This is a genomic window from Citrobacter sp. MGH100 (genome assembly GCF_001034465.1).
Classification (GTDB): Bacteria; Pseudomonadota; Gammaproteobacteria; order Enterobacterales; family Enterobacteriaceae; genus Citrobacter; species Citrobacter youngae.
This window is the reverse complement of the sequence record NZ_KQ089800.1, coordinates 2457663-2479191: the sequence shown is the minus strand read 5'-3', so window position 1 is coordinate 2479191 and position 21529 is coordinate 2457663. Positions and strand designations below refer to the sequence as shown.

The window sequence follows — 21529 nt, the reverse complement described above, 5'->3', positions numbered from 1 at the left end:
TTGTTGTTTTAACCGGCACAAAAAATCAAAAGCGACAGCCATTCCTGTGGCTTGTACTTCTCGCTGGTAGCGCTATCCGGTACACTGCATCTTGTCATTTACATTCATGCTGAAGGATATCCTCATGTACCAGGATCTTATTCGTAACGAACTGAGCGAAGCGGCGGAAACGCTGGCTAATTTTCTTAAAGATGACGCCAATATTCACGCCATTCAACGCGCGGCGGTCCTGTTGGCAGACAGCTTCAAAGCCGGCGGTAAGGTACTTTCTTGCGGTAACGGCGGCTCCCATTGCGACGCGATGCACTTCGCCGAAGAGCTGACCGGACGCTATCGCGAAAACCGTCCGGGCTACCCGGCGATCGCTATCTCTGACGTCAGCCATATCTCCTGCGTCAGCAACGATTTCGGTTACGATTATGTATTCTCCCGCTACGTGGAAGCCGTGGGCCGCGAGGGCGATGTCCTGTTAGGCATCTCCACTTCGGGTAACTCCGGTAACGTGATTAAAGCGATTGCTGCGGCGCGTGAGAAGGGAATGAAAGTCATCACCCTGACCGGCAAAGATGGCGGTAAAATGGCCGGCAGTGCAGATATTGAAATTCGCGTGCCGCACTTTGGCTACGCTGACCGTATTCAGGAAATTCATATCAAAGTGATTCATATCCTGATCCAGTTAATCGAAAAAGAGATGGTTAAGTAACTCTACCCGTCATACTTCAAGCTGCAGGTGCGTTGGTTTCACTCAGAAACCCCAGTCACATAGTTATCTATGCTCCTGGGGATTTCATCCCTTACCGCCTTCCTGCAACTCGAATTATTTAGGGTATAGCATATTGTTTTATCTGCTATTTTAAGTTTTCATTGGCTGTAACAATTACGCCTTCCCGCTTAAGGCGTTTGTGGAGGTGATGTATGTGCGAACTGCTCGGGATGAGCGCCAATGTGCCAACCGATATCTGCTTTAGCTTCACCGGGCTGGTTCAGCGCGGCGGAGGTACCGGTCCGCACAAAGACGGCTGGGGTATTACGTTTTATGAAGGTAAGGGCTGCCGTACGTTTAAAGATCCGCAACCCAGCTTTAATTCGCCTATCGCCAAACTGGTACAAGACTATCCCATCAAATCCTGTTCTGTGATTGCCCATATTCGTCAGGCGAACCGTGGCGAAGTGGCATTGGAAAATACCCACCCCTTTACGCGAGAACTGTGGGGACGTAACTGGACATACGCCCATAACGGCCAGCTCAGCGGCTATAAATCGCTGGAAACCGGTAATTTCCGTCCGGTCGGCGAAACCGACAGCGAAAAAGCGTTTTGCTGGCTGCTGCATAAGCTGACCGAGCGTTATCCACGCACGCCTGGTAATATGGCGGCAGTATTTAAATATATCGCGATGCTGGCAGGTGAACTGCGGGAGAAGGGAGTCTTCAACATGCTGCTATCTGATGGGCGTTATGTGATGGCCTTCTGTTCGACCAACCTGTTTTGGATCACGCGGCGTGCGCCATTTGGCGTAGCGACGTTGCTGGATCAGGATGTGGAGATTGATTTTAGCTCAGAGACCACACCCAATGATGTGGTCACCGTGATTGCCACGCAGCCGTTAACCGGCAATGAAACCTGGCAAAAGATTATGCCAGGCGAGTGGGCATTATTTTGTCTCGGGGAGCGCGTAGTTTGATGCCAGCTGCGGCTGAACGACTTCGTGACTCAACGGCTTGCTGATAACATAACGGCCATCGACGACGGAAACAGTTGGTGGCTTACGCGTTTGTTCGAAGTAATCGTATCCCGGTTTTAGCTGTGACCAGAACTCTTTGTAATACGAGAACTTATGACGCTGCATGTTGGCGTCGGTCATACGGAACGGATAAATGCTGACCTGCACACTGGACTGCCCAAACACCAGCGCGCCGGTGACAAACTGGAAAATCTCATCAATGCCGTTATCGGTCATCGCGTAGCAGCCGACGGAAACGCAGGCACCGTGAATCATCAGGTATTTACCTTCATAACCGTGTGCGCGGTCGTAGGCGTTAGGGAAACCAATGTTAATCGCTTTATAGAAGCGGCTATCCGGTTTCAGCTGTCCACGCTGAACGCTGTAAAATCCTTCCGGACTTTTGAAATCACCCTGACGCTGTTTCGGCCCTAAGCCACCGGAATAATTGCAGATCTTATAGCTGTCGAGCAATTGATACTGTTCGCCCATCTTGACGTACAGATCCAACGTTCGCTCTTCTTTGAAGATCTGAATATAGACAGGGGAGCCCATTAATTGCTGCTTATATTCTTTGCTGACAGGCGTGGTCGGGCTGCTGCTGCTCAGCAAACCGGCAAACGAAACGCACGGCAATAAAAGCATCGCAAGAAAAAATGCGATTTTACGCATACTGCTTATTCCTTGATAAAACGATTACACACGCCAGGACGGCAAAAAGAGTCCCCAAATCGGATAAATCTGGATCTGGAGCGCTCACATTATCACCCAGAGAGTTTTTCGCAAGTCTCTCGTGCTGCGTTTACACTTTAGATTTTCTTTATACGGAAAATTGTGCTTAAAGTCTGTCAGACACCGGCGTATTTTGCAGGTTAGCGAACGTCATTGAGTCTTTTTAGTGCAGAATTTCTAATGTATTGAATTTAAAAAATTAATAATTTAATAATCGAATATTAAAATGGAATACCCGGCAATAGCGGTAGACTGCGCCGAACGTGTTTGATTAGGTATTTTTGTTTTCATGTCTTTTGTCTCTGCACCCCGACGCTTTTTGCCGGGTCTGCTGTCTTTGTGTGTTGTGTTGTCATCACCGTCTGTCGCCAAAGTTCAGCCCCTCTTATCTGACGCCCATCTAAGCTATGCGGCGCAAATGCGCATGCGTAATCGTGCCCGGCTGCTGAAGCAATACCACGCGCAGGTAAAAAAGCAGGCAAGTTATGTGGTGGTAGGTAATGCGCAAAGTAAAAGCGCGCTGCGCCAGCAGAACAGGACGCTGATTAAACAGCACCCGGAGTGGTTCCCTGGGCCGCTGAAAGCGAGCGATCATCGCTGGCAGGAGCTGGCGGAGAATGACCATTTTCTCAGCAGCGACCATCTGCACAACATGACCGAAGTGGCAATCCACCGTCTTGAGCAGCAGTTAGGTAAACCCTATTTGTGGGGCGGGACCAGCCCGGATCAAGGCTTTGACTGCAGTGGGCTGATTTTTTATGCCTACAACAAAATCCTGGCGGCAAAATTGCCGCGTACGGCGAATGAAATGTATCACTACCGGCGGGCGACCATCGTCGCCAATCGCGACCTTCGTCGTGGTGATTTATTGTTCTTTCATATTCACAGCCGGGATATTGCCGATCATATGGGGGTCTACCTGGGACAGGGGCAATTTATTGAATCGCCGCGTACGGGAGAAACTATTCGGGTGAGTCATTTATCCGATGACTTCTGGCAGGATCATTATCTCGGCGCCCGTCGTATTCTGACGGAAAATACCATTCTGTAATCAATAAGGCGGTGCGAATGGCACCGCCTTGCCACGGGTTAACTCAGCGCCCCCATGATTTTTAATTCCAGCTCATCCGGAACTTCGTTATAAGACAGTACCTGCAAACCCGGTGCAAACAGGCGGGCATAACGCGCGAGCAGAGGACGAAGCTGCGGTGCGACCAGCAGCACAGGTTCTTTTCCCGCCGCTTTCATCTGTTCTTTAATCTGCGGCATATTGGTCTGGAACTGATTGAGCATATTCGGATCGACCGGTACGCTATCGAGCACTACTTTGCCGCTTTGCTGCGCCTGATTCACCACATTAGCCAGCAGATTCTCCAGCTCATTATTCAGCGTGTACACCGCCAGTTCATCTTTGCGCACAAACGGATGGGTAATACTGCGACGAAGCGCCAGACGCACATCGGCCGTTAACAGAATATGATCTTTGGTGACGGCGCTACTGGCGACCAGGACGGTGGCAATGGTGACGATATCGCGCAGCGGCACGCCTTCAACCAGCAGTGCCCGGTAAACCTTCAATAGCTGGCTGTAATTCAGCGCTGCGCTCAGATCTTCCGCCAGGCGAGGTGCCATTGAAGAGAGGCGGTTATGCAGTTGCGTAATATCATCGTAGTTAAACAGGTCGGGAATATAGCTGCGAATGACCTTATTCACATGCGTCGCAATAACGCTGGCGCTATCGATATCCTGGTACCCCATATTTAACGCTTTGGCTTTTTGCGCCGGGACAATCCACGTGACCGGCATACCATAGGCCGGATCGTGGCCTAAAACACCATCGATCTCACCGTAGGTTTCACTGGAGGGCAGTGCCATCAGCTTATCTGAGGGAATATCGGCCTCATCAGCCTTGATCCCATTGATAAAAATGGCGTACTGGGTCGGTTTCAGACGGAAGTTTTCGCGGATGCGAATTTCCGGCAGCAGCACGCCGTTGGTGTCTGAGATAACCTGTCGCACTCCGCGAATACGTTGAGTGAGCGGATTCCCTTTGGACTTGTCCACCAACGCCACGAGTTTGTATCCCAGGCTCAGGCTGATTGGCTCAATTAAGGGGATGGTTTCCCAACTGACCTGTTGCTCGGTGGTTTCAACGATGGTTTTGGTCAGCGTCTCAAGATTTTTTTCTTCGGTCTCCGCCACCTTCGGGCGCTTGCTCATACGCCAGGCGGTAAACCCCAGCAGGGCGCTGAATACCAGGAACGGGAAATGTGGCATTCCCGGCACCACTGCCAGCACAAACATGATGCTGGTGGCGGTATAAAGTACGGAGGGGCTTGCCAGCAATTGGCTACGAACGTCGGTGGCGATATCGCCGCTGTCGCTCACGCGAGTAACGATAATTGCCGCTGCCGTCGATAGCAGCAGAGACGGGATCTGGGCGACCAGACCGTCACCGATGGTCATCAGGACATATTGCTGGAAGGCGGCTTCAGCGCTTAAATCGTATTTAAAAATACCGATACAGACGCCGCCGATCAGGTTGATGGCCAGAATCATCATCCCGGCGATGGCATCACCGCGCACGAACTTCGACGCGCCGTCCATTGCGCCATAGAAATCCGCTTCGCCCGCCACATCTTTACGTCGGGCCTGCGCCTGGGCCTGATTAATCAGCCCCGCGTTCAGATCGGCGTCGATCGCCATCTGCTTGCCGGGCATGGCGTCCAGCGTAAAGCGGGCCGAAACTTCGGAGATACGCTCGGCACCTTTGGTCACCACGATAAAGTTGATTGTGAACAGCGTCAGTAAGGCCGATCGTGAAAACATCGTCGCGGCGCTGCATGGACAGTCTATTTTTAACGGTGGCGGCATGGCACCGTTAAACAAGCTCGGCAAACAGCCGATAGCGCCAGGCGCGCAGAAGAAAAACGTCACGCGCAACAAGCTGGATAAAACGGTTAACCCGCAAGAGACGGCGAAAATCACCGAAGATAACGCCAAAAAAGCGCTGGATGTGAATGAAAAAGCGGTGCTGCTGAAGCAAAAATCAGCCCGTGAATTGGGTGAGCTGGCGACCGACATTAACGTCATTGCCCGCAATGCGCATATGGAAACCAACCTTGAGATGGAAATTGTTCCTCAGGGGCTGCGCGTGCTGATTAAAGATGACCAGAACCGGAATATGTTTGAACGCGGCAGCGCCAAAATTATGCCGTTCTTTAAATCGCTGCTGGTTGCGCTGGCCCCCGTGTTTGACTCGCTGGATAACAAGATCATCATCACCGGCCATACGGATGCGATGAGCTATAAGAGCAACATTTACAACAACTGGAACCTCTCTGGCGACCGTGCTTTGTCAGCACGACGCGTGCTGGAAGACGCCGGCATGCCGCAGGATAAAGTCATGCAGGTTAGCGCCATGGCGGACCAAATGCTGCTGGATGCGAAAAACCCGGAAAGCGCAGGCAACCGCCGTATTGAGATCATGGTGTTAACGCAAAGTGCTTCCGATACGCTGTATCAATATTTTGGTCAGCACGGCGAGAAAGTGGTTCAGCCACTGGTTGATAAGCTGGACAAGCAAAAGCAGGTGACTTCTTTACGTCAACCCTCTGCTCCCGCCACGCATTAATTCTGTTCTCCGCCCCCACGCAATGTGGGGGCAAATTATCCCGCAGGAAGGCAATATGATAGATATAGCCCATATTATTCCATTGGATATTCATACTGATAACGTCACCGATGTGGCTTGTCAGGGGGCGCATTTCGACCCGGTTTCAGGTATCTGGTACGCCGAACCTCATGAGTTAAATGAGACGCTGCGCGAGCATGTTTACGCGACGGACAATTTTAATATTGTGGCTCCTTATTACCTGGTTATTACGTCGAAAATGCAATGCTGGAATTGCCATCAGCCCACGTATATTCATGGTGTGATGCTTACCCGGTTTATCAAACAAAATCAGGATGATAAAAGATGGGTGTCCGTGCGGCGCAATACATTTTTGTTCCATATCAACACGCTGCCGGAAGAGATAAAAAAGAACATCAAAGCCAGCAATTACTACCTGGATAAAAGTAAAACGACCGGACTACGTTATTGGATGAACCACTGTGAAATCTGTGGAGAGCGCCTGGGTGATTACGAGTTGTTCTGTGTCGAAGATGATGCATTTCGTCTGATGACGATTGAAAAAATTTTGCGGGCAAATGTGCGCAAAGTGAATAAGTTGTTTGTCAGTACGGCAGGAAATCCCGCCGACCATGCGCCAAAAGACATTGTGCGTTATCTGTGTGATGCGCGCTTTGTGATGAATGGACCCGCAGTGACGTAGCAGAGGTACAGGCTTCTCATATCGTAAAAATACTGTATACTTAAACAGTGTTATGAGAGGTGAGTCATGCGCAAAATCATACATGTCGATATGGACTGCTTTTTCGCGGCGGTGGAAATGCGCGACAACCCCGCCCTGCGTGACATTCCCATTGCCATTGGCGGTAGTCGTGAACGCCGGGGAGTTATCAGCACGGCCAATTATCCGGCGCGTAAATTTGGCGTGCGCAGCGCTATGCCAACCGGAATGGCGTTAAAGCTGTGCCCGCATCTTACCCTGTTACCCGGTCGTTACGAGGCTTACAAAGAGGCCTCTCGCCAGATTCAGGCGATCTTCTCCCGCTACACCTCACTCATCGAACCGCTTTCGCTGGATGAAGCCTACCTGGATGTCACCGACAGCATTCATTGCCACGGCTCCGCGACGCTGATCGCCCAGGAGATCCGCCAGACGATCTTCAACGAACTACAGCTCACCGCCTCTGCCGGAATTGCGCCGGTTAAATTCCTGGCAAAAATCGCCTCCGATCTCAATAAACCCAACGGGCAATATGTGATAACCCCTGCTGATGTCCCTGAATTTCTCAAAACGTTGCCGTTGGGGAAAATTCCCGGCGTCGGCAAAGTCTCCGCCGCTAAGCTGGAATCAATGGGATTGCGTACCTGCGAAGATGTTCAAAAATACGACCTGGCTACGCTGCTCAAACGTTTTGGTAAGTTTGGCCGCGTGTTGTGGGAGCGCAGCCAGGGGATTGACGAGCGGGACGTCAACAACGAGCGGCTGCGTAAATCCGTCGGCGTCGAGCGGACGCTGGCGGAAGATATTCATCAGTGGTCAGAGTGCGAAGCGATTATTGAGCGGCTCTATCCTGAACTGGAACGGCGTCTGGCAAAGGTCAAGCCGGATCTGCTGATCGCCCGCCAGGGGATAAAACTCAAGTTTAATGATTTTCAGCAGACCACGCAGGAGCACGTCTGGCCGCGCTTAAATAAAGACGACTTAATTGCGACGGCACACAAAACCTGGGAAGCGCGTCGGGGAGGGCGAGGCGTGAGGCTGGTGGGATTACATGTCACGCTGCTCGATCCACAAATAGAAAGGCAGTTATTGTTGGGGCTTTGACGTTGATGTATTGCCGGATGGTGGCGTTAAACGCTTTATCCGGCCTACAAATCTGCTTGTAGGCTGGATAAGCACAGCGCCATCCGGCATTTAGCGCAGACTTACTTCGCCGGAATAGACTTCAGCAGTTCAGTCAGAAGCCGCCAGTAGTGGCCGACGCTTTCGATATGAACCTGCTCATCCGGGGAGTGTGGACCGGTGATGGTTGGACCGATGGAAACCATGTCCATTTCCGGATACGGTTTTTTGAACAGGCCACATTCCAGACCAGCGTGAATGATCTGAATGTTTGGCGTTTTATTGAACAGACGCTGATAGGTTTCACGAACCAGGTGCATAACCGGAGAGTTCGCATCCGGCTGCCAGCCTGGATACGCGCCTTTGGCTTCGGTTTTGGCGCCAGCCAGTTTACCCAGTGAATCCAGCATGCTCACCACGTAGTCTTTACCGCTGTCGATCAGCGAGCGAACCAGGCAGTGGATCTGAACATTATCGTCAGTCATGGTTACCACACCGACGTTCAGCGAGGTTTCTACCACGCCTTTGGCGACGTCAGAATTGCGGATCACACCGTTCGGGGTGGCGTTCAGCAGACGAATGAAGCTATCGCGAGACGAGGTAGTCAGCGCGGCTTTGTCGTTAGTCACGGCATCCAGCAGCAGCGCCAGGTTTTTCTCTTTGGCTTCCAGTTCGTTTTTCAGGATTTCCTGGTAGGTGCTGACCAGCGCTTTTAACGCATCAACTTTATCGGCAGCCACGGCGAGGGTAGCGAAGGCTTCACGCGGAATCGCATTGCGCAGCGTACCGCCGTTGAAATCAACCAGACGCAGATCTAACTCTTCAGCGTGGCCTGCCAGGAAACGTACCAGTAGCTTGTTCGCGTTACCGAGACCCACATGGATTTCGCCGCCGGAGTGGCCGCCTTTCAGGCCTTTTAACGTCAGCTTAAAGCTCTGGAAGCCAGCCGGGATTGCTTCACGGGACAGCGGCAGGTTAGAGGTAAAGTCGATCCCGCCCGCGCAACCCATATAGATCTCACCTTCTTCTTCTGAGTCGGTGTTGATCAGGATATCCGCTTGCAGCCAGTTCGCCTGCAGACCAAATGCGCCGTCCATGCCCGCTTCTTCGGTCATGGTCAGCAGCACTTCCAGCGGACCGTGTGCCACATTGTCATCAGCCAGTACCGCCAGTGCGGACGCCATACCGATGCCGTTATCTGCACCCAGCGTGGTACCACGGGCTTTTACCCACTCGCCATCAATATAAGGCTGGATCGGATCTTTGGTGAAGTCGTGCACGGTGTCGTTGTTTTTCTGCGGGACCATATCCAGGTGCGCTTGCAGAACGACCGGCTTGCGGTTTTCCATGCCTGCGGTAGCGGGTTTGCGAATCAGGATATTACCAACCTGATCGCGCTCGACGTGGAAACCTTTCTCCTGGGCCCAGCTCAGAATGTGTTCAGCGAGTTGCTCTTCATGGTAGGACGGATGAGGAATAGAACAGATTTTGGCAAAAATATCCCACAGCGGTTGCGGGGATAACTGAGACAGTTCAGACACGTTGAGTCTCCTTGGCGATGTCCTGCAAAATTGACTTGCAGGCCACGGGGTTAGCGGAATTAAAAACACCACAAGTCAGGCTTGCGCGATGCGATTGAGAATACCACTTTCTTCGCTGACGGCTAGTATAAAGCATGCAAAAAGAGGCGCGGATTCCGCGAAACACTGGTTTTTAGTGCGTCAGATCTCTATAATCTCGCGCAACCTGGTTCACCCTCAATTTATTAATTAGCCGTAGATAAACAGGCTGGGACACTTCACATGAGCGAAAAATACGTCGTCACCTGGGACATGTTGCAAGTCCATGCACGTAAACTGGCAAGCCGCCTGATGCCTTCTGAACAATGGAAAGGCATTATTGCCGTTAGCCGTGGTGGTCTGGTGCCGGGCGCATTGCTGGCGCGTGAATTGGGTATTCGCCATGTCGATACCGTATGCATCTCCAGCTACGATCACGACAACCAGCGCGAACTGAAAGTGCTGAAGCGTGCGGAAGGTGACGGTGAAGGTTTCATCGTGATCGATGACCTGGTAGACACCGGTGGTACCGCCGTTGCTATCCGCGAAATGTATCCTAAAGCGCATTTCGTCACGATCTTCGCTAAGCCGGCTGGTCGCCCGCTGGTGAATGACTATGTGGTTGATATTCCGCAGGATACCTGGATTGAGCAGCCGTGGGATATGGGCGTGGTATTTGTTCCGCCGATCTCTGGTCGCTAATCTAAAAAGTTTTCAACGCCCGCACTGTCGGGCGTTGTTCTTTTTGTGCGGTGTCAGGTTACACTATGCCTTAGTGAGTACTCATGGAGGCCGTAATCATGTCGCAGGCTAACCTCAGCGAAGTTCTGTTTAAACCCCGCTTCAAACATCCTGAAACGTCAACGTTGGTTCGTCGTTTTAACCACGGCGCGCAGCCGTCTGTGCAGTCCGCTCTGGATGGTAAAACAATCCCGCACTGGTATCGCATGGTGAATCGCCTGATGTGGATCTGGCGTGGGGTCGATCCGCGTGAAATCCTTGAGGTGCAGGCGCGTATCGTCATGAGCGAAGCCGAACGCACGGATAAAGATCTCTACGATACGGTCATTGGCTATCGTGGTGGAAACTGGATCTACGAGTGGGCGAAGCAGGCGATGGACTGGCAACAGAAAGCGTCTATAGAAGAGGATCTGCAGGTGAGCGGACGCCACTGGCTGCATGCTTCCACGTTGTACAACATTGCAGCATACCCGCATTTAAAAGGTGATGAGCTGGCAGAGCAGGCGCAGGCCCTGGCCAACCGCGCTTACGAAGAGGCGGCCCAACGACTGCCAGGTACATTGCGCGAGATGGAATTTGCCGTTGCCGGCGGCGCGCCAATCACTGGCTTCCTGCACATGCCAAAAGGCGACGGCCCGTTCCCGACGGTGCTGATGTGCGGTGGTCTGGATTCTATGCAAACCGACTACTACACCCTGTATGAGCGCTATTTCGCTCCGCGTGGTATCGCCATGCTGACGCTGGATATGCCGTCGGTTGGGTTCTCGTCAAAATGGAAACTGACCCAGGATTCCAGCCTGCTGCACCAGCACGTATTAAAAGCGCTGCCGAATATTCCCTGGGTGGATCACACCCGTGTGGCGGCATTCGGTTTTCGCTTTGGCGCTAATGTCGCAGTACGCCTGGCCTATCTTGAATCATCGCGCCTGAAGGCTGTGGCCTGTCTGGGACCGGTGGTTCATGCGCTGCTTAGCGACCCACAGCGTCAGGCTTCAGTACCGGAAATGTATCTTGACGTTCTGGCCAGCCGTCTGGGGATGCACGATGCGTCCGATGAAGCGCTACGCGTCGAGCTAAACCGTTATTCATTAAAGGTACAAGGGCTGCTGGGGCGACGCTGCCCGACGCCAATGCTGTCGGGGTTCTGGAAGAACGATCCGTTTAGCCCGGAAGAGGAATCTCGCTTAATTACGTCGTCATCTTCTGACGGTAAGCTGCTGGAGGTTCCGTTCAACCCGGTGTATCGCAATTTTGACAAAGCGCTGCAAGAAATTACCGGGTGGATCAATCATAGATTGTGTTAATAGATTGCTAAATTTTATTGGTTTGGTAAAACAGTTGCTTCACCTAAGGAGATCGCAATGACGTTACCGAGTGGGCACCCGAAAAGTAGATTGATCAAAAAATTCACCGCGCTTGGCCCGTACATCCGCGAAGGGCAGTGCGAAGATAATCGATTCTTTTTCGATTGTCTGGCTGTTTGCGTCAACGTGAAACCGGCACCAGAGAAACGTGAATTTTGGGGCTGGTGGATGGAGCTGGAAGCGCAGGAGAAACGCTTTACGTACAGCTACCAGTTTGGTTTGTTCGATAAAGACGGCAACTGGACCGCCGTGCCGATTAAAGAGACTGAAGTGGTAGAGCGACTGGAATACACCTTACGCGAGTTTCATGAAAAGTTGCGTGGGTTGTTAACGACGCTGAATCTGGCGCTGGAGCCGGCTGACGACTTTAAGGATGAGCCGGTTAAATTAACGGCATAATGAACAGCAAAATGCCGGATGGCGGCGCAACCCCATCCGGCATTTTTTATGTTACATCAGAACTGATAAACCATACCGACGGCCACGATATCATCATCGTTGATGCCCAGTTTATTATCGCTATCGAGCTGGTTGATTTTATAATCAACAAACGCTGACATATTTTTGTTGAAGTAGTATGTTGCGCCCACGTCGATATAATTCACCAGATCCTCATTACCTACGCCTTCAATATCTTTACCTTTCGACAGCACATAACCCAGGGATGGACGGAGACCAAAGTCAAACTGGTACTGAGCAACCACTTCGAAGTTCTGAGTTTTGTTAGCAAAGCCACCGGAAATAGGTGTCATATTGCGCGTTTCAGAATAGAACGTTGCCAGATAAATGTCGTTGGCATCATATTTTAAACCTGTCGCCCAGGATTCTGCTTTATCGCCAGTACCCCGGTTTTGCAGGTTCTGCTGATTGGTACGGTCGGAGTTGGTATATGCACCACTGATGGCGAAATCGCTGCCGCCAAAGTCATACGTCACGGAGGTACCAAAGCCGTCGCCGTTCTGTTTCTTCACATCGCGGTCCTGGTTTTTGCCCTGATATTGCAGGGTAAGATCCAGACCATCGACGACGCCGAAGAAGTCGGTATTACGGTAGGTCGCCAGGCCGCTAGCACGTTTGGTCATAAAGTTATCGGTCTGCGCGGAAGAGTCACCGCCGAATTCCGGGAACATATCCGTCCAGGCTTCCACGTCATACAGCGCACCCAGGTTACGACCATAATCAAACGAACCAAAATCTTTTAATTTCACACCGGCGAAAGCCAGACGTGTCTTTTGCTGATTGGTTTCGTTTTCCGCTTTATTCCCTGCGAACTCAGCTTCCCAACGACCATAACCGGTCAGTTGATCGTTAATTTGTGTTTCGCCCTTAAAACCTAAGCGGATATAGCTCTGGTCGCCGTCTTTGCTGTCATAATCAGTCATGTAGTGCATCGCTTTGACTTTGCCATACAAGTCCAGTTTATTACTGTTCTTGTTATAGACTTCTGCCGCCTGTACGGACGCCGATGCAACAATTCCCATCACCACTAATGCCAGAGTGCTCTTTTTCATTTTCATTCCTGATTTAAAGTACGCGCTAATATTTACTGGGTGTGATCCCCGTTAAAAGACAGGAGGGTTTTTAACGTCTGGCAATGAACGTTTTATGACAAAGTAAGAATATTTTTAAAAAAGAATGTTTTTTTGTGTCTGTAATAAATGCGTCAAAGTCTGCCGCTACGCTTGCTGATCCTGCGCAATAAAATTTCATGCTTTGTGCGCTGGCTGTTGGCAACCGGGGCCAGTCCTGCTAAAACGTTCGTTTGATATCATTTTCCCCAATTTTGAATGGCAGAGAATCATGAGTGACAGCCAGACGCTGGTGGTAAAACTTGGCACCAGTGTGTTAACGGGCGGATCGCGCCGCCTGAACCGCGCCCATATCGTAGAACTGGTTCGCCAGTGCGCACAGCTCCACGCTGCAGGACATCGTATTGTTATTGTTACTTCGGGCGCGATTGCCGCCGGACGTGAGCATCTTGGTTACCCTGAGCTCCCGGCAACGATAGCTTCGAAACAGCTGTTGGCGGCGGTAGGGCAGAGCCGATTGATTCAACTGTGGGAACAGCTGTTCTCGATATACGGTATTCATATCGGGCAGATGCTGCTAACGCGTGCGGATATGGAAGACAGAGAGCGCTTCCTCAACGCCCGCGATACGCTGCGCGCGCTGCTGGATAACAACATTGTTCCGGTCATCAATGAGAACGATGCGGTGGCGACCGCTGAAATTAAAGTCGGTGACAACGACAATCTTTCGGCGCTGGCGGCGATCCTTGCCGGAGCCGATAAGCTGCTGCTGCTGACCGATCAGCAGGGGCTGTTTACCGCCGATCCGCGCACCAATCCGCAGGCGGAGCTTATCAAAGACGTGCACGGTATTGATGATGCGCTGCGCGCCATTGCCGGAGACAGCGTCTCTGGTCTGGGAACCGGCGGGATGGGAACAAAATTACAAGCCGCCGACGTGGCCTGCCGCGCCGGCATCGACACCATAATTGCCGCAGGCAGCAAACCGGGCGTGATTGGCGACGTGATGGAAGGCGTTTCCGTTGGGACGCGTTTTCATGCTCAGGCTTCTCCACTGGAGAACCGTAAACGCTGGATCTTCGGCGCGCCGCCTGCCGGGGAAATTACCGTTGATGAGGGTGCTACCGCAGCGATTCTGGAGCGCGGCAGCTCATTACTGCCAAAAGGGATTAAAAGCGTGACAGGCAACTTCTCTCGTGGTGAAGTGATCCGCATCTGCAATCTGGAAGGGCGCGATATTGCCCACGGCGTCACCCGCTATAACAGCGATGCGCTGCGCCGTATTGCCGGACATCACTCACAACAGATCGACACCATCCTGGGCTACGAATACGGTCCGGTTGCTGTCCATCGTGACGATATGATTACCCGTTAAGGAACAGGCATATGCTGGAACAAATGGGCATTGCTGCCAAAGCTGCGTCATATAAGCTGGCGCTACTCTCCAGTCGCGAAAAAAACCGCGTGCTGGAAACCATTGCTGATGAACTGGAAGCGCAAACGGAAAGCATCCTCAGCGCGAACGCACAGGATGTTGAACAGGCGCGTGAAAATGGCCTGAGCGAAGCGATGCTTGATCGCCTCGCACTGACGCCAGCGCGTCTGAAAGCGATTGCTGACGATGTACGCCAGGTGTGTAATCTCGCCGACCCGGTCGGGCAGGTGATTGACGGTGGACTGCTGGACAGCGGTCTGCGTCTGGAGCGTCGTCGTGTCCCGCTGGGCGTAATTGGCGTAATTTATGAAGCGCGCCCAAACGTCACCGTTGACGTTGCCTCCCTGTGCCTGAAAACCGGCAATGCCGCGATCCTGCGCGGTGGGAAAGAGACCTACCGGACGAACGCCGCCACCGTGGCGGTTATCCAAAAGGCGCTGGAAGCCTGCGGTTTACCCGCGGCAGCCGTACAGTCGATTGATAATCCGGATCGTGCGCTGGTCACTGAAATGCTGCGGATGGATAAGTACATCGATATGCTGATCCCTCGCGGTGGCGCAGGGCTGCACAAGCTGTGTCGTGAACAGTCGACTATCCCGGTTATCACCGGTGGTATTGGCGTATGTCATATCTATGTAGATGACACGGCGGAGATCGCCCCGGCACTGAAGATTATCGTTAACGCCAAAACCCAGCGTCCGAGCACGTGTAATACTGTCGAAACACTGTTGGTGAATCAGAGTATCGCTGAGCGCTTCCTGCCTGCTCTAAGCCAGCAAATGGCAGAAAGCGGCGTGACGCTTCATGCAGATGATGCTGCGCTGGCCGCATTGCAGGCCGGACCGGCAAACGTCATGGCGGTAAAAGCGGAACAGTATGACGATGAGTTTTTATCGCTGGATCTGAACGTGAAGATTGTCGCCGATCTGGATGACGCCATTGCCCATATTCGTGAGCATGGTACTCAGCATTCCGATGCGATTCTGACGCGTACGCTGCGCAACGCCGACCGTTTTGTGAATGAAGTCGATTCTTCCGCTGTGTACGTAAACGCCTCTACCCGTTTTACCGATGGCGGTCAGTTTGGACTCGGTGCGGAAGTCGCCGTGAGCACGCAAAAATTACACGCCCGTGGCCCAATGGGGCTGGAAGCACTGACCACTTACAAGTGGATTGGCTTTGGTGACGACACGATTCGTGCGTAATTGAAACCGGGTGATGCAAAAATAGGCGTTTGATTCACAAGGCCATTGACGCATCGCCCGGTTAGTTTTAACCTTCTACCCCGTGTTCGCATTCGTGGACATGTCCTTATCAGGGCCGATATAGCTCAGTTGGTAGAGCAGCGCATTCGTAATGCGAAGGTCGTAGGTTCGACTCCTATTATCGGCACCATTTCAAACTCTTCTCAAGTCTACCGAAATCAACTTAAAGCCCGTATAATGCGGTTTCTAGCCCGTATCTTATCTCCTGTTATCAACTGGACTCAACCGGAATCAAGTTACAGTTGGGGGCATAAGTGGGGGCATTCTGTGTTCGGTCCAGGGAGATGCCCCCAATGAAGCTAAATGCACGGCAGGTAGACGCCGCTAAACCCAGAGAGAAGGCCTACAAGCTGGCAGATGGTGCTGGCTTGTATCTTGAGGTTGTTCCCTCTGGTTCCAGATATTGGCGGATGAAGTATCGCTTCAATGGAAAAGAGAAGCGTATGGCTTTTGGTGTCTATCCAGCAGTGTCCCTTGCACAAGCGAGGGCACTACGAGATGAAGCCAAGAAAAAACTGGCCGAGGGTATCGATCCATCGTTTGCTAAGAAAGAAGAAAAGTTGGTTCGCGATGTCCAGCTCAATAATACGTTTCAGGCAGTGGCGCTTGAATGGCACGGAACGAAGGTGAGCCGATGGTCAGAAGGGTATGCTTCTGACATTATCGAAGCCTTCAATAAAGATATTTTCCCCTATATCGGCCAGCAGCCGGTGAATGATATCAAACCTTTGGTTCTGCTGAATGTGCTACGTCGAATGGAAAACCGTGGCGCGACAGAGAAGGCCAAGAAGGTTCGCCAGCGCTGCAGCGAAGTTTTTCGTTACGCCATCGTCACCGGTCGTGCGGAATACAATCCTGCAGCGGATCTAACCAGCGCGATGTCAGGGCATGAATCGAAGCATTATCCCTTCCTTACTGTTGAGGAGTTACCAGACTTCTTTAAAGCTCTCGCAGGCTATACAGGAAGCCCGTTAGTTGTTCTTGCAGCACGTCTGCTGATTCTTACGGGAGTACGCACCGGTGAGCTCCGAGGTGCTTTCTGGAGTGAGTTTGATCTTGAAAAAGCGGTGTGGGAAATTCCTGCCGAACGAATGAAAATGAAGCGGCCCCATCTTGTGCCTCTCTCTACCCAAGCGCTGGAAATCGTACAGCAACTCAAAGTTATGTCAGGGCAATATCCGCTGGTGTTCCCAGGGCGTAATGATCCCCGCAAGTCGATGAGCGAAGCGAGTATTAATCAGGTATTCAAACGGATTGGGTATACGGGGAAGGTAACGGGGCATGGTTTCCGTCACACGATGAGTACGATTTTGCACGAGGAAGGGTTCAATACGGCATGGATCGAAACCCAGCTTGCGCATGTTGATAAGAACGCGATTCGAGGGACGTATAACCATGCGTTGTATCTAGAAGGGCGAAGGGAGATGATGCAGTGGTATGCAGATTTCATCGGTCAAGTAGGCAAATTCCAGCTAACCCCTAGCTTATGCAGCTATTAGCTTGATTGCTTGATAGAGTGGTAAGGGGCAAGTAGAGCCTCTTCTCATCGAAGAGGCTGAACCAACGTGAGTTTATTTTTTGCCTTCGAAGTTAATGCTTTACGCAAATTTTTTGTTGTACCGTAGGATGTGAAGATCTGCGGAGGTTAGAGATGAAAATCATGCTATGTTAGTCACTGAGGAGTGAGTCAAAATGTTATAACTTTTTCAAAGAGGCGTTGTATCGTGAAAGTTGTCTTTAATGTTAATGGTAAAAAAGTCCCGCTCGAATCTCTGCAATATATAAGTAAAGCAAATCAACTTGAAGTTATGCGGAATTGGTTTTTTGAAAATTTCGAAGATCCCGCAAACTCTTGTCCGTATGAATCCCGTGAAGGCGGATATGCTTACATTTATGGTGGCCCATACGAAGCAAGTGAAGAGTTGCAAGCGATGTTTGAAGGGTACGTGAAATTTGATTATATCCAAGAACTAGTTAATGATTTACAAGAACAGTGCTACGAGTGGTCAGGTAATTCAAATAATATTAATGATTGGTACGACGAAGACTTGTACGATGCTGTTACATCTTCCGAACAACCCTTTTCTAAGTTCGTTGAAAGCATTGATGGAATAAAAATGCTGGCTAAAGGCGAATTTAAAGATAAGCAAAAAGAACATCTGCTTAGCATCTTATACATTAACGTCATTACAGCTTTGGAAACTCTTTATGTTGAGTTGTTTATTAACTCCATAGATAAAAATGACTCATACCTTAAAGATTTCATAGAAAAAGGTAAGACGGAATTTAAGGTAAGTAAAGAAATATTGGCTTTGCCATTCAAAGGAGAATCTATTGAAAACATGAGGGCGGAATTGATTAAAGCAATCAAAGAACATCTGATTAGTGCAAGTTGGCATAGTACAAACAAAGTTGTAGGTCGTTATAAAGCTACATTTGATATTAATGTACATAAAGAGTGGCCAATAGATGCGATAGAAATAGCTACACAAAAGCGTAATCATTTAGTCCATCGTGGCGGAAAAGATAAAGAAGGTAATTCGGTAGTGATCACCGAACAAGATTTAGAAATGTTGCTGGATCACGCACAAGCTCTTGGAGAAAAATTGTTTGATAGCCTTGGTGTGGCATTACAGAAAAAAGATGAGAGTGAATTTTGAGTCTCGAGGTCGGTTAATACTGCTACCGATAACGAGCAAGCAACTGATACTCGGCAGGCAGTGCCTGCCTGAGGATTACTTTTTACTTCCAAATTGAATGCCGAGAAGTTTATTCTCTGCTTTATCACCACGAAGAGTAAGGACAATTTTTGATTTCAGTTCTAACATTTCGATTTCAGATAAAGTTGTTTCCATAGCATTAAAGTTTTCAGTATTTAAAGATGCTATATATTGCTTTCCGCTTCGTTTTAATGACTGATTGACAAAAGAGAACCATCTTGCGCGAACACCTGGATCTATATCGGCAAAAAGACGATTATCATGCCATAGCATATCCATGGCATGGTTTTCGCCACATGTAAATACTAACCAGTCAAAGCATAATATCCTAGCATCATTGATCCCATCCGAATCATCACCCTCGATTTGGATGCTTAGATCATAACGGATTTTGTTGTCACCAGTATTAACATCTAAAACTATTCCTGCTGGTACCCTCGGGTACATTATTTCTGCGAGTTCAGCAAAAAATTTATCATATTCTGAAAGAGGATTTGTAGAAGCATAGTTCACCGCTAATCTGTCTTGTTCAACTTTTCTTTCTCTTAGATTTTGAGCTTTCTTTTGAAGGTTAATAGAGAAATTTAAATAATCATGCAGCCTTTCTTTTTCTTCTTTAAATTCAGCCAGTTGTCTCGCTATGACTGCGTATTCATCAAATGCTTTCTTGCCTTGCAGGGATTCCAAATATGAATCACGTAATGCCGAAATATCATTAATGTCAATTTTAAGAGATTCAATTTCTAACAAAAGTTTTATTTTATCATTTTCAAGTCTTTTCTTTCTGTTAAAAGATAATGATTTGTGAAAATTTTCAACTGACTCAAAATGGGCCAATGTTTCTGGCTTGAAAATCTCTTGTAAGCCATTGTACAGTTCAAGAAGATCTTCTCTTGAAATATCAGGGTGTGATAATAAAGTTTTTTCTATATTACTAACTTTAAATTCAGCTATATTTTTATTTTTTTCAACTTCTCGTAATTTTATAGTTAAACTGTTTGTTTCATTCTCAATAGCTCTGTATTGCTCGTGAACTTGAAATGTATTAAGTTCATCTTGCAGTCTTGGGATCTCTCTTTCTAGCCATTCATAGCGTACTTTAGGTTGAGAGCCTGCTCTAAACATGTCTTTAAGAATATCATCGTCTTGCCAATTTTTTAGGGATTGACTTACTTTATCCAGTTCTTGCTTATTATTTCTTTTGGATAATATTAAATTATGATCTATGCCGAGAAGAAATGCGGTGCGAAGCAATGCTTCAAAGTCTTGCTCCTTTTTTGTCCTAGTTGGACTGATGCAGTCATCTCTGGTATATCGCGAAAAACGCTTAAATAAAGATCTAAATGATAAATACGGAATGTTATTCTCAAGATTAAATATCCCTATTTTGTCTAATAGATCTTTAAATGCTTTTAGAGATATTGTTTTGTCATTTAATAATAATTTTTTCCCATTTCCCGTTCTAGATATTAAGTATTCAACTCCATTATGAGAAAAAAGTAACGAGAACCACCAATCTGGAACTGCTGAAGTTAATTTTTTATCAGCATTAGCGCCTAAGCAATGTTGAACGAGGCCGAGAATAAGTGTCTTGCCGACTCCGTTACTACTGCCTTCTTTTTCTTTAGAGCTATCACCAATAATCAACGTTAGCCCTGTGTCATTGAAATGCACTGGATGAAAGGTTGGCTGATCGCAAGTTAAGCGAATTAACTTCATTTAACTTTCCTTATTTTGTAATTTGTCATCAATGCTGCATATTGGCATTATTCTGTTTTCGTTATCTAGCATTATTTGTTTGATGCAAAAAAGAATGTCTACGGCAAGCATAAATTGTGTAAAAGAGGGCGTGATTATCGTTGATTTATTTTTTCGCTCTACTTTTGTCCATAGTTCTTCTATGGATACCGGTCCATCAATTAACGAACGGGTGTATCCTGCAATCGCAATTAGGGAGTTACTAAACCTAACATGCTTATGTGGCAGAAGCATTGCTTGGATGTTCATAAGCATCACATGTCTCAAAATATTTAGCTAAAATTAACTCTGCTGCAAATCGATAACTCGCGACCGCACTTGTGGTAACTTGAGGGGGAAGGAGTTTATCTATCATCCAAGTGTATCTTAAATCTGCATAATTGTGGTTATCTTCAGTTATCGCCAATTTGCTTTTTGCATAAGTTTCTTTAACTTCTTGAGCTATAGTTTGTTCAAGACCGCTATCAACAGAATCTAAAAATTCATTTATCAAATATAGTTGATAACTAAAAGATTCCAGCCTGCTCTTTATTGGTTTTGTAATACCATTTATTTTTATTTTATCTTCGAAGTCCGGGGCGGTTTCACTTAAAAAATTTATGGGTGAAGAAGATTTTTGTGCTAAAAAAGTCAACACTTCGCCAACAGCTCGACTATCTGTAAAATCCAAATCAACCTCAGGAATGAAACCTACAATATCTTGCTTTTCACCCTCAGATAATGACATAAATTTTTGAAGGAGCTCCATCCCGCCCATTGCACCTGCGTGATTAAGACTTTTACTGATTGCAAGCGAATTTAATGAAAGTCCAACAGGTGCTGGAATACCCTTAAAATAATCATTCATTACAAAAGTATATTTTGATACTTTCCCCCATTTGGCGACTAATTTATCAAAGTCGCCAATCGATTTATTAACAGCTTCTAGCTCTTTGGTTTGATTTGAAGGTTTAGGCCCATAAACTTGGAAGTAATGAGCTTCATGAGCAATCCACCCATCATTCCCGCCATCTCCCCAGTTTCCCCAAGGGGAAACAGCTTGAAAGCCAGGAGTTGCGTATTGCATAACCTTCGAAAAGAGCGCCTGAAAACTGTCTCCCATACATTCGTGTACTTTTAACCGAAAGAACTGTCTGTAGAGGTAATCTTGCTGTGTCGAACTCATTTTCCTCTCATCCATGATGAACACTCTTAGTGATAATATCCTCTCATTCATTGTTGTAAACC

At 48.8% G+C, this 21529-nt stretch carries 19 protein-coding genes, 1 tRNA gene and 1 pseudogene; 14 read left to right on the top strand and 7 right to left on the bottom strand.

Going from position 1 to position 21529, the window contains the following annotated elements; genetic code table 11:
• Positions 1-124: 124 nt before the first annotated feature.
• Positions 125-703: a D-sedoheptulose 7-phosphate isomerase gene (gene lpcA, locus SK32_RS11660; protein WP_016151815.1), complete on the top strand. Its 579-nt coding sequence runs from the start codon at positions 125-127 to the stop codon at positions 701-703.
• 212 nt (positions 704-915) lie between these two features.
• On the top strand, positions 916-1683 hold the full coding sequence (locus SK32_RS11655; RefSeq protein ID WP_044702507.1) for a class II glutamine amidotransferase: 768 nt from the start codon (positions 916-918) through the stop codon (positions 1681-1683).
• On the opposite strand, the gene dpaA is transcribed toward SK32_RS11655, so the two are convergent.
• A complete protein-coding gene (dpaA, locus tag SK32_RS11650) occupies positions 1654-2394 on the bottom strand; it encodes a peptidoglycan meso-diaminopimelic acid protein amidase (protein WP_003843847.1) in 741 nt (246 codons plus the stop codon). The two genes, SK32_RS11655 and dpaA, sit on opposite strands and share 30 nt — an antisense overlap.
• Positions 2395-2743: 349 nt before the next feature.
• Here dpaA and SK32_RS11645 point away from each other — a divergent pair, with 349 nt between their 5' ends.
• Positions 2744-3505: a C40 family peptidase gene (locus SK32_RS11645; protein ID WP_048212535.1), complete on the top strand. Its 762-nt coding sequence runs from the start codon at positions 2744-2746 to the stop codon at positions 3503-3505.
• 38 nt (positions 3506-3543) lie between these two features.
• On the opposite strand, the pseudogene SK32_RS11640 reads toward SK32_RS11645, so the two are convergent.
• Positions 3544-5262, bottom strand: a pseudogene (locus SK32_RS11640) (flagellar biosynthesis protein FlhA); the annotation flags it as partial.
• On the opposite strand from SK32_RS11640, the gene lafU reads away from it, so the two are divergent.
• The 3 genes from lafU (at position 5174) to dinB (ending at position 7913) form a co-directional block, all read left to right on the top strand.
• A complete protein-coding gene (lafU, locus tag SK32_RS11635) occupies positions 5174-6088 on the top strand; it encodes a putative lateral flagellar export/assembly protein LafU (RefSeq protein ID WP_197081314.1) in 915 nt (304 codons plus the stop codon). The pseudogene SK32_RS11640 and the gene lafU sit on opposite strands and share 89 nt — an antisense overlap.
• Positions 6089-6143: 55 nt before the next feature.
• Positions 6144-6791 carry a hypothetical protein gene (locus tag SK32_RS11630; RefSeq protein ID WP_048212533.1) on the top strand — a complete coding sequence of 216 codons (648 nt, stop codon included), beginning with the start codon at positions 6144-6146 and terminating at the stop codon, positions 6789-6791.
• A 66-nt stretch (positions 6792-6857) separates the two neighbouring features.
• Entirely contained in the window at positions 6858-7913 is a 1056-nt protein-coding gene (gene dinB / locus SK32_RS11625; protein WP_048212532.1) for a DNA polymerase IV, read from the top strand.
• Positions 7914-8014: 101 nt separating this feature from the next.
• Here the strand turns inward: dinB and pepD are convergent, their stop codons facing one another.
• The gene (gene pepD / locus SK32_RS11620; protein ID WP_048212531.1) at positions 8015-9472 is read right to left on the bottom strand and encodes a cytosol nonspecific dipeptidase; all 1458 of its coding nucleotides are present in this window, start codon (positions 9470-9472) and stop codon (positions 8015-8017) included.
• A gap of 261 nt (positions 9473-9733) precedes the next feature.
• Here pepD and gpt point away from each other — a divergent pair, with 261 nt between their 5' ends.
• The 3 genes from gpt to crl all read left to right on the top strand — a co-directional run bounded on the left by gpt (position 9734) and on the right by crl (position 11994).
• The gene (gpt, locus tag SK32_RS11615) at positions 9734-10192 is read left to right on the top strand and encodes a xanthine phosphoribosyltransferase (protein WP_048212530.1); all 459 of its coding nucleotides are present in this window, start codon (positions 9734-9736) and stop codon (positions 10190-10192) included.
• A 98-nt stretch (positions 10193-10290) separates the two neighbouring features.
• Positions 10291-11535, top strand: coding sequence for an esterase FrsA (frsA, locus tag SK32_RS11610; RefSeq protein ID WP_048212529.1), 1245 nt, complete (start codon positions 10291-10293; stop codon positions 11533-11535).
• A gap of 57 nt (positions 11536-11592) precedes the next feature.
• The gene (gene crl, locus SK32_RS11605) at positions 11593-11994 is read left to right on the top strand and encodes a sigma factor-binding protein Crl (protein ID WP_005133595.1); all 402 of its coding nucleotides are present in this window, start codon (positions 11593-11595) and stop codon (positions 11992-11994) included.
• Positions 11995-12050: 56 nt separating this feature from the next.
• On the opposite strand, the gene phoE is transcribed toward crl, so the two are convergent.
• Entirely contained in the window at positions 12051-13106 is a 1056-nt protein-coding gene (gene phoE / locus SK32_RS11600; protein WP_048212528.1) for a phosphoporin PhoE, read from the bottom strand.
• 289 nt (positions 13107-13395) lie between these two features.
• Here phoE and proB point away from each other — a divergent pair, with 289 nt between their 5' ends.
• The 5 genes from proB to SK32_RS11575 all read left to right on the top strand — a co-directional run bounded on the left by proB (position 13396) and on the right by SK32_RS11575 (position 18484).
• Complete coding sequence (gene proB, locus SK32_RS11595; RefSeq protein ID WP_003031373.1) at positions 13396-14499, top strand: glutamate 5-kinase; 1104 nt, start codon at positions 13396-13398, stop codon at positions 14497-14499.
• 11 nt (positions 14500-14510) lie between these two features.
• Entirely contained in the window at positions 14511-15764 is a 1254-nt protein-coding gene (proA, locus tag SK32_RS11590; RefSeq protein ID WP_048212527.1) for a glutamate-5-semialdehyde dehydrogenase, read from the top strand.
• A 114-nt stretch (positions 15765-15878) separates the two neighbouring features.
• Positions 15879-15954, top strand: a tRNA-Thr gene (locus SK32_RS11585).
• Between the two features lie 163 nt (positions 15955-16117).
• Positions 16118-17323, top strand: coding sequence for a tyrosine-type recombinase/integrase (locus SK32_RS11580; protein WP_023303126.1), 1206 nt, complete (start codon positions 16118-16120; stop codon positions 17321-17323).
• Positions 17324-17548: 225 nt separating this feature from the next.
• The gene (locus SK32_RS11575; RefSeq protein WP_023303127.1) at positions 17549-18484 is read left to right on the top strand and encodes a hypothetical protein; all 936 of its coding nucleotides are present in this window, start codon (positions 17549-17551) and stop codon (positions 18482-18484) included.
• 75 nt (positions 18485-18559) lie between these two features.
• Here SK32_RS11575 and SK32_RS11570 read toward each other — a convergent pair whose 3' ends face one another.
• Genes SK32_RS11570 through SK32_RS11560 form a run of 3 tightly spaced genes read right to left on the bottom strand, consistent with a single transcriptional unit; the run spans position 18560 to position 21467 of the window.
• Positions 18560-20263: a DUF2326 domain-containing protein gene (locus tag SK32_RS11570; RefSeq protein ID WP_023303128.1), complete on the bottom strand. Its 1704-nt coding sequence runs from the start codon at positions 20261-20263 to the stop codon at positions 18560-18562.
• On the bottom strand, positions 20264-20536 hold the full coding sequence (locus tag SK32_RS26725) for an ABC-three component system middle component 6 (protein ID WP_350029641.1): 273 nt from the start codon (positions 20534-20536) through the stop codon (positions 20264-20266).
• Complete coding sequence (locus SK32_RS11560) at positions 20520-21467, bottom strand: ABC-three component system protein (RefSeq protein ID WP_032649950.1); 948 nt, start codon at positions 21465-21467, stop codon at positions 20520-20522. Before SK32_RS11560 ends, SK32_RS26725 begins: the two co-directional genes overlap by 17 nt.
• Between the last annotated feature and the right edge of the window lie 62 nt (positions 21468-21529).

Coding starts and splice junctions, on each gene's coding strand:
- lpcA (WP_016151815.1), top strand. CDS start 125: ATGTACCAGGATCTTATTCGTAACGAACTGAGCGAAGCGGCGGAAACG.
- SK32_RS11655 (WP_044702507.1), top strand. CDS start 916: ATGTGCGAACTGCTCGGGATGAGCGCCAATGTGCCAACCGATATCTGC.
- dpaA (WP_003843847.1), bottom strand. CDS start 2,394: ATGCGTAAAATCGCATTTTTTCTTGCGATGCTTTTATTGCCGTGCGTT.
- SK32_RS11645 (WP_048212535.1), top strand. CDS start 2,744: ATGTCTTTTGTCTCTGCACCCCGACGCTTTTTGCCGGGTCTGCTGTCT.
- lafU (WP_197081314.1), top strand. CDS start 5,174: ATGGCGTCCAGCGTAAAGCGGGCCGAAACTTCGGAGATACGCTCGGCA.
- SK32_RS11630 (WP_048212533.1), top strand. CDS start 6,144: ATGATAGATATAGCCCATATTATTCCATTGGATATTCATACTGATAAC.
- dinB (WP_048212532.1), top strand. CDS start 6,858: ATGCGCAAAATCATACATGTCGATATGGACTGCTTTTTCGCGGCGGTG.
- gpt (WP_048212530.1), top strand. CDS start 9,734: ATGAGCGAAAAATACGTCGTCACCTGGGACATGTTGCAAGTCCATGCA.
- frsA (WP_048212529.1), top strand. CDS start 10,291: ATGTCGCAGGCTAACCTCAGCGAAGTTCTGTTTAAACCCCGCTTCAAA.
- crl (WP_005133595.1), top strand. CDS start 11,593: ATGACGTTACCGAGTGGGCACCCGAAAAGTAGATTGATCAAAAAATTC.
- phoE (WP_048212528.1), bottom strand. CDS start 13,106: ATGAAAAAGAGCACTCTGGCATTAGTGGTGATGGGAATTGTTGCATCG.
- proB (WP_003031373.1), top strand. CDS start 13,396: ATGAGTGACAGCCAGACGCTGGTGGTAAAACTTGGCACCAGTGTGTTA.
- proA (WP_048212527.1), top strand. CDS start 14,511: ATGCTGGAACAAATGGGCATTGCTGCCAAAGCTGCGTCATATAAGCTG.
- SK32_RS11580 (WP_023303126.1), top strand. CDS start 16,118: ATGAAGCTAAATGCACGGCAGGTAGACGCCGCTAAACCCAGAGAGAAG.
- SK32_RS11570 (WP_023303128.1), bottom strand. CDS start 20,263: ATGAAGTTAATTCGCTTAACTTGCGATCAGCCAACCTTTCATCCAGTG.
- SK32_RS26725 (WP_350029641.1), bottom strand. CDS start 20,536: ATGCTTCTGCCACATAAGCATGTTAGGTTTAGTAACTCCCTAATTGCG.
- SK32_RS11560 (WP_032649950.1), bottom strand. CDS start 21,467: ATGAGTTCGACACAGCAAGATTACCTCTACAGACAGTTCTTTCGGTTA.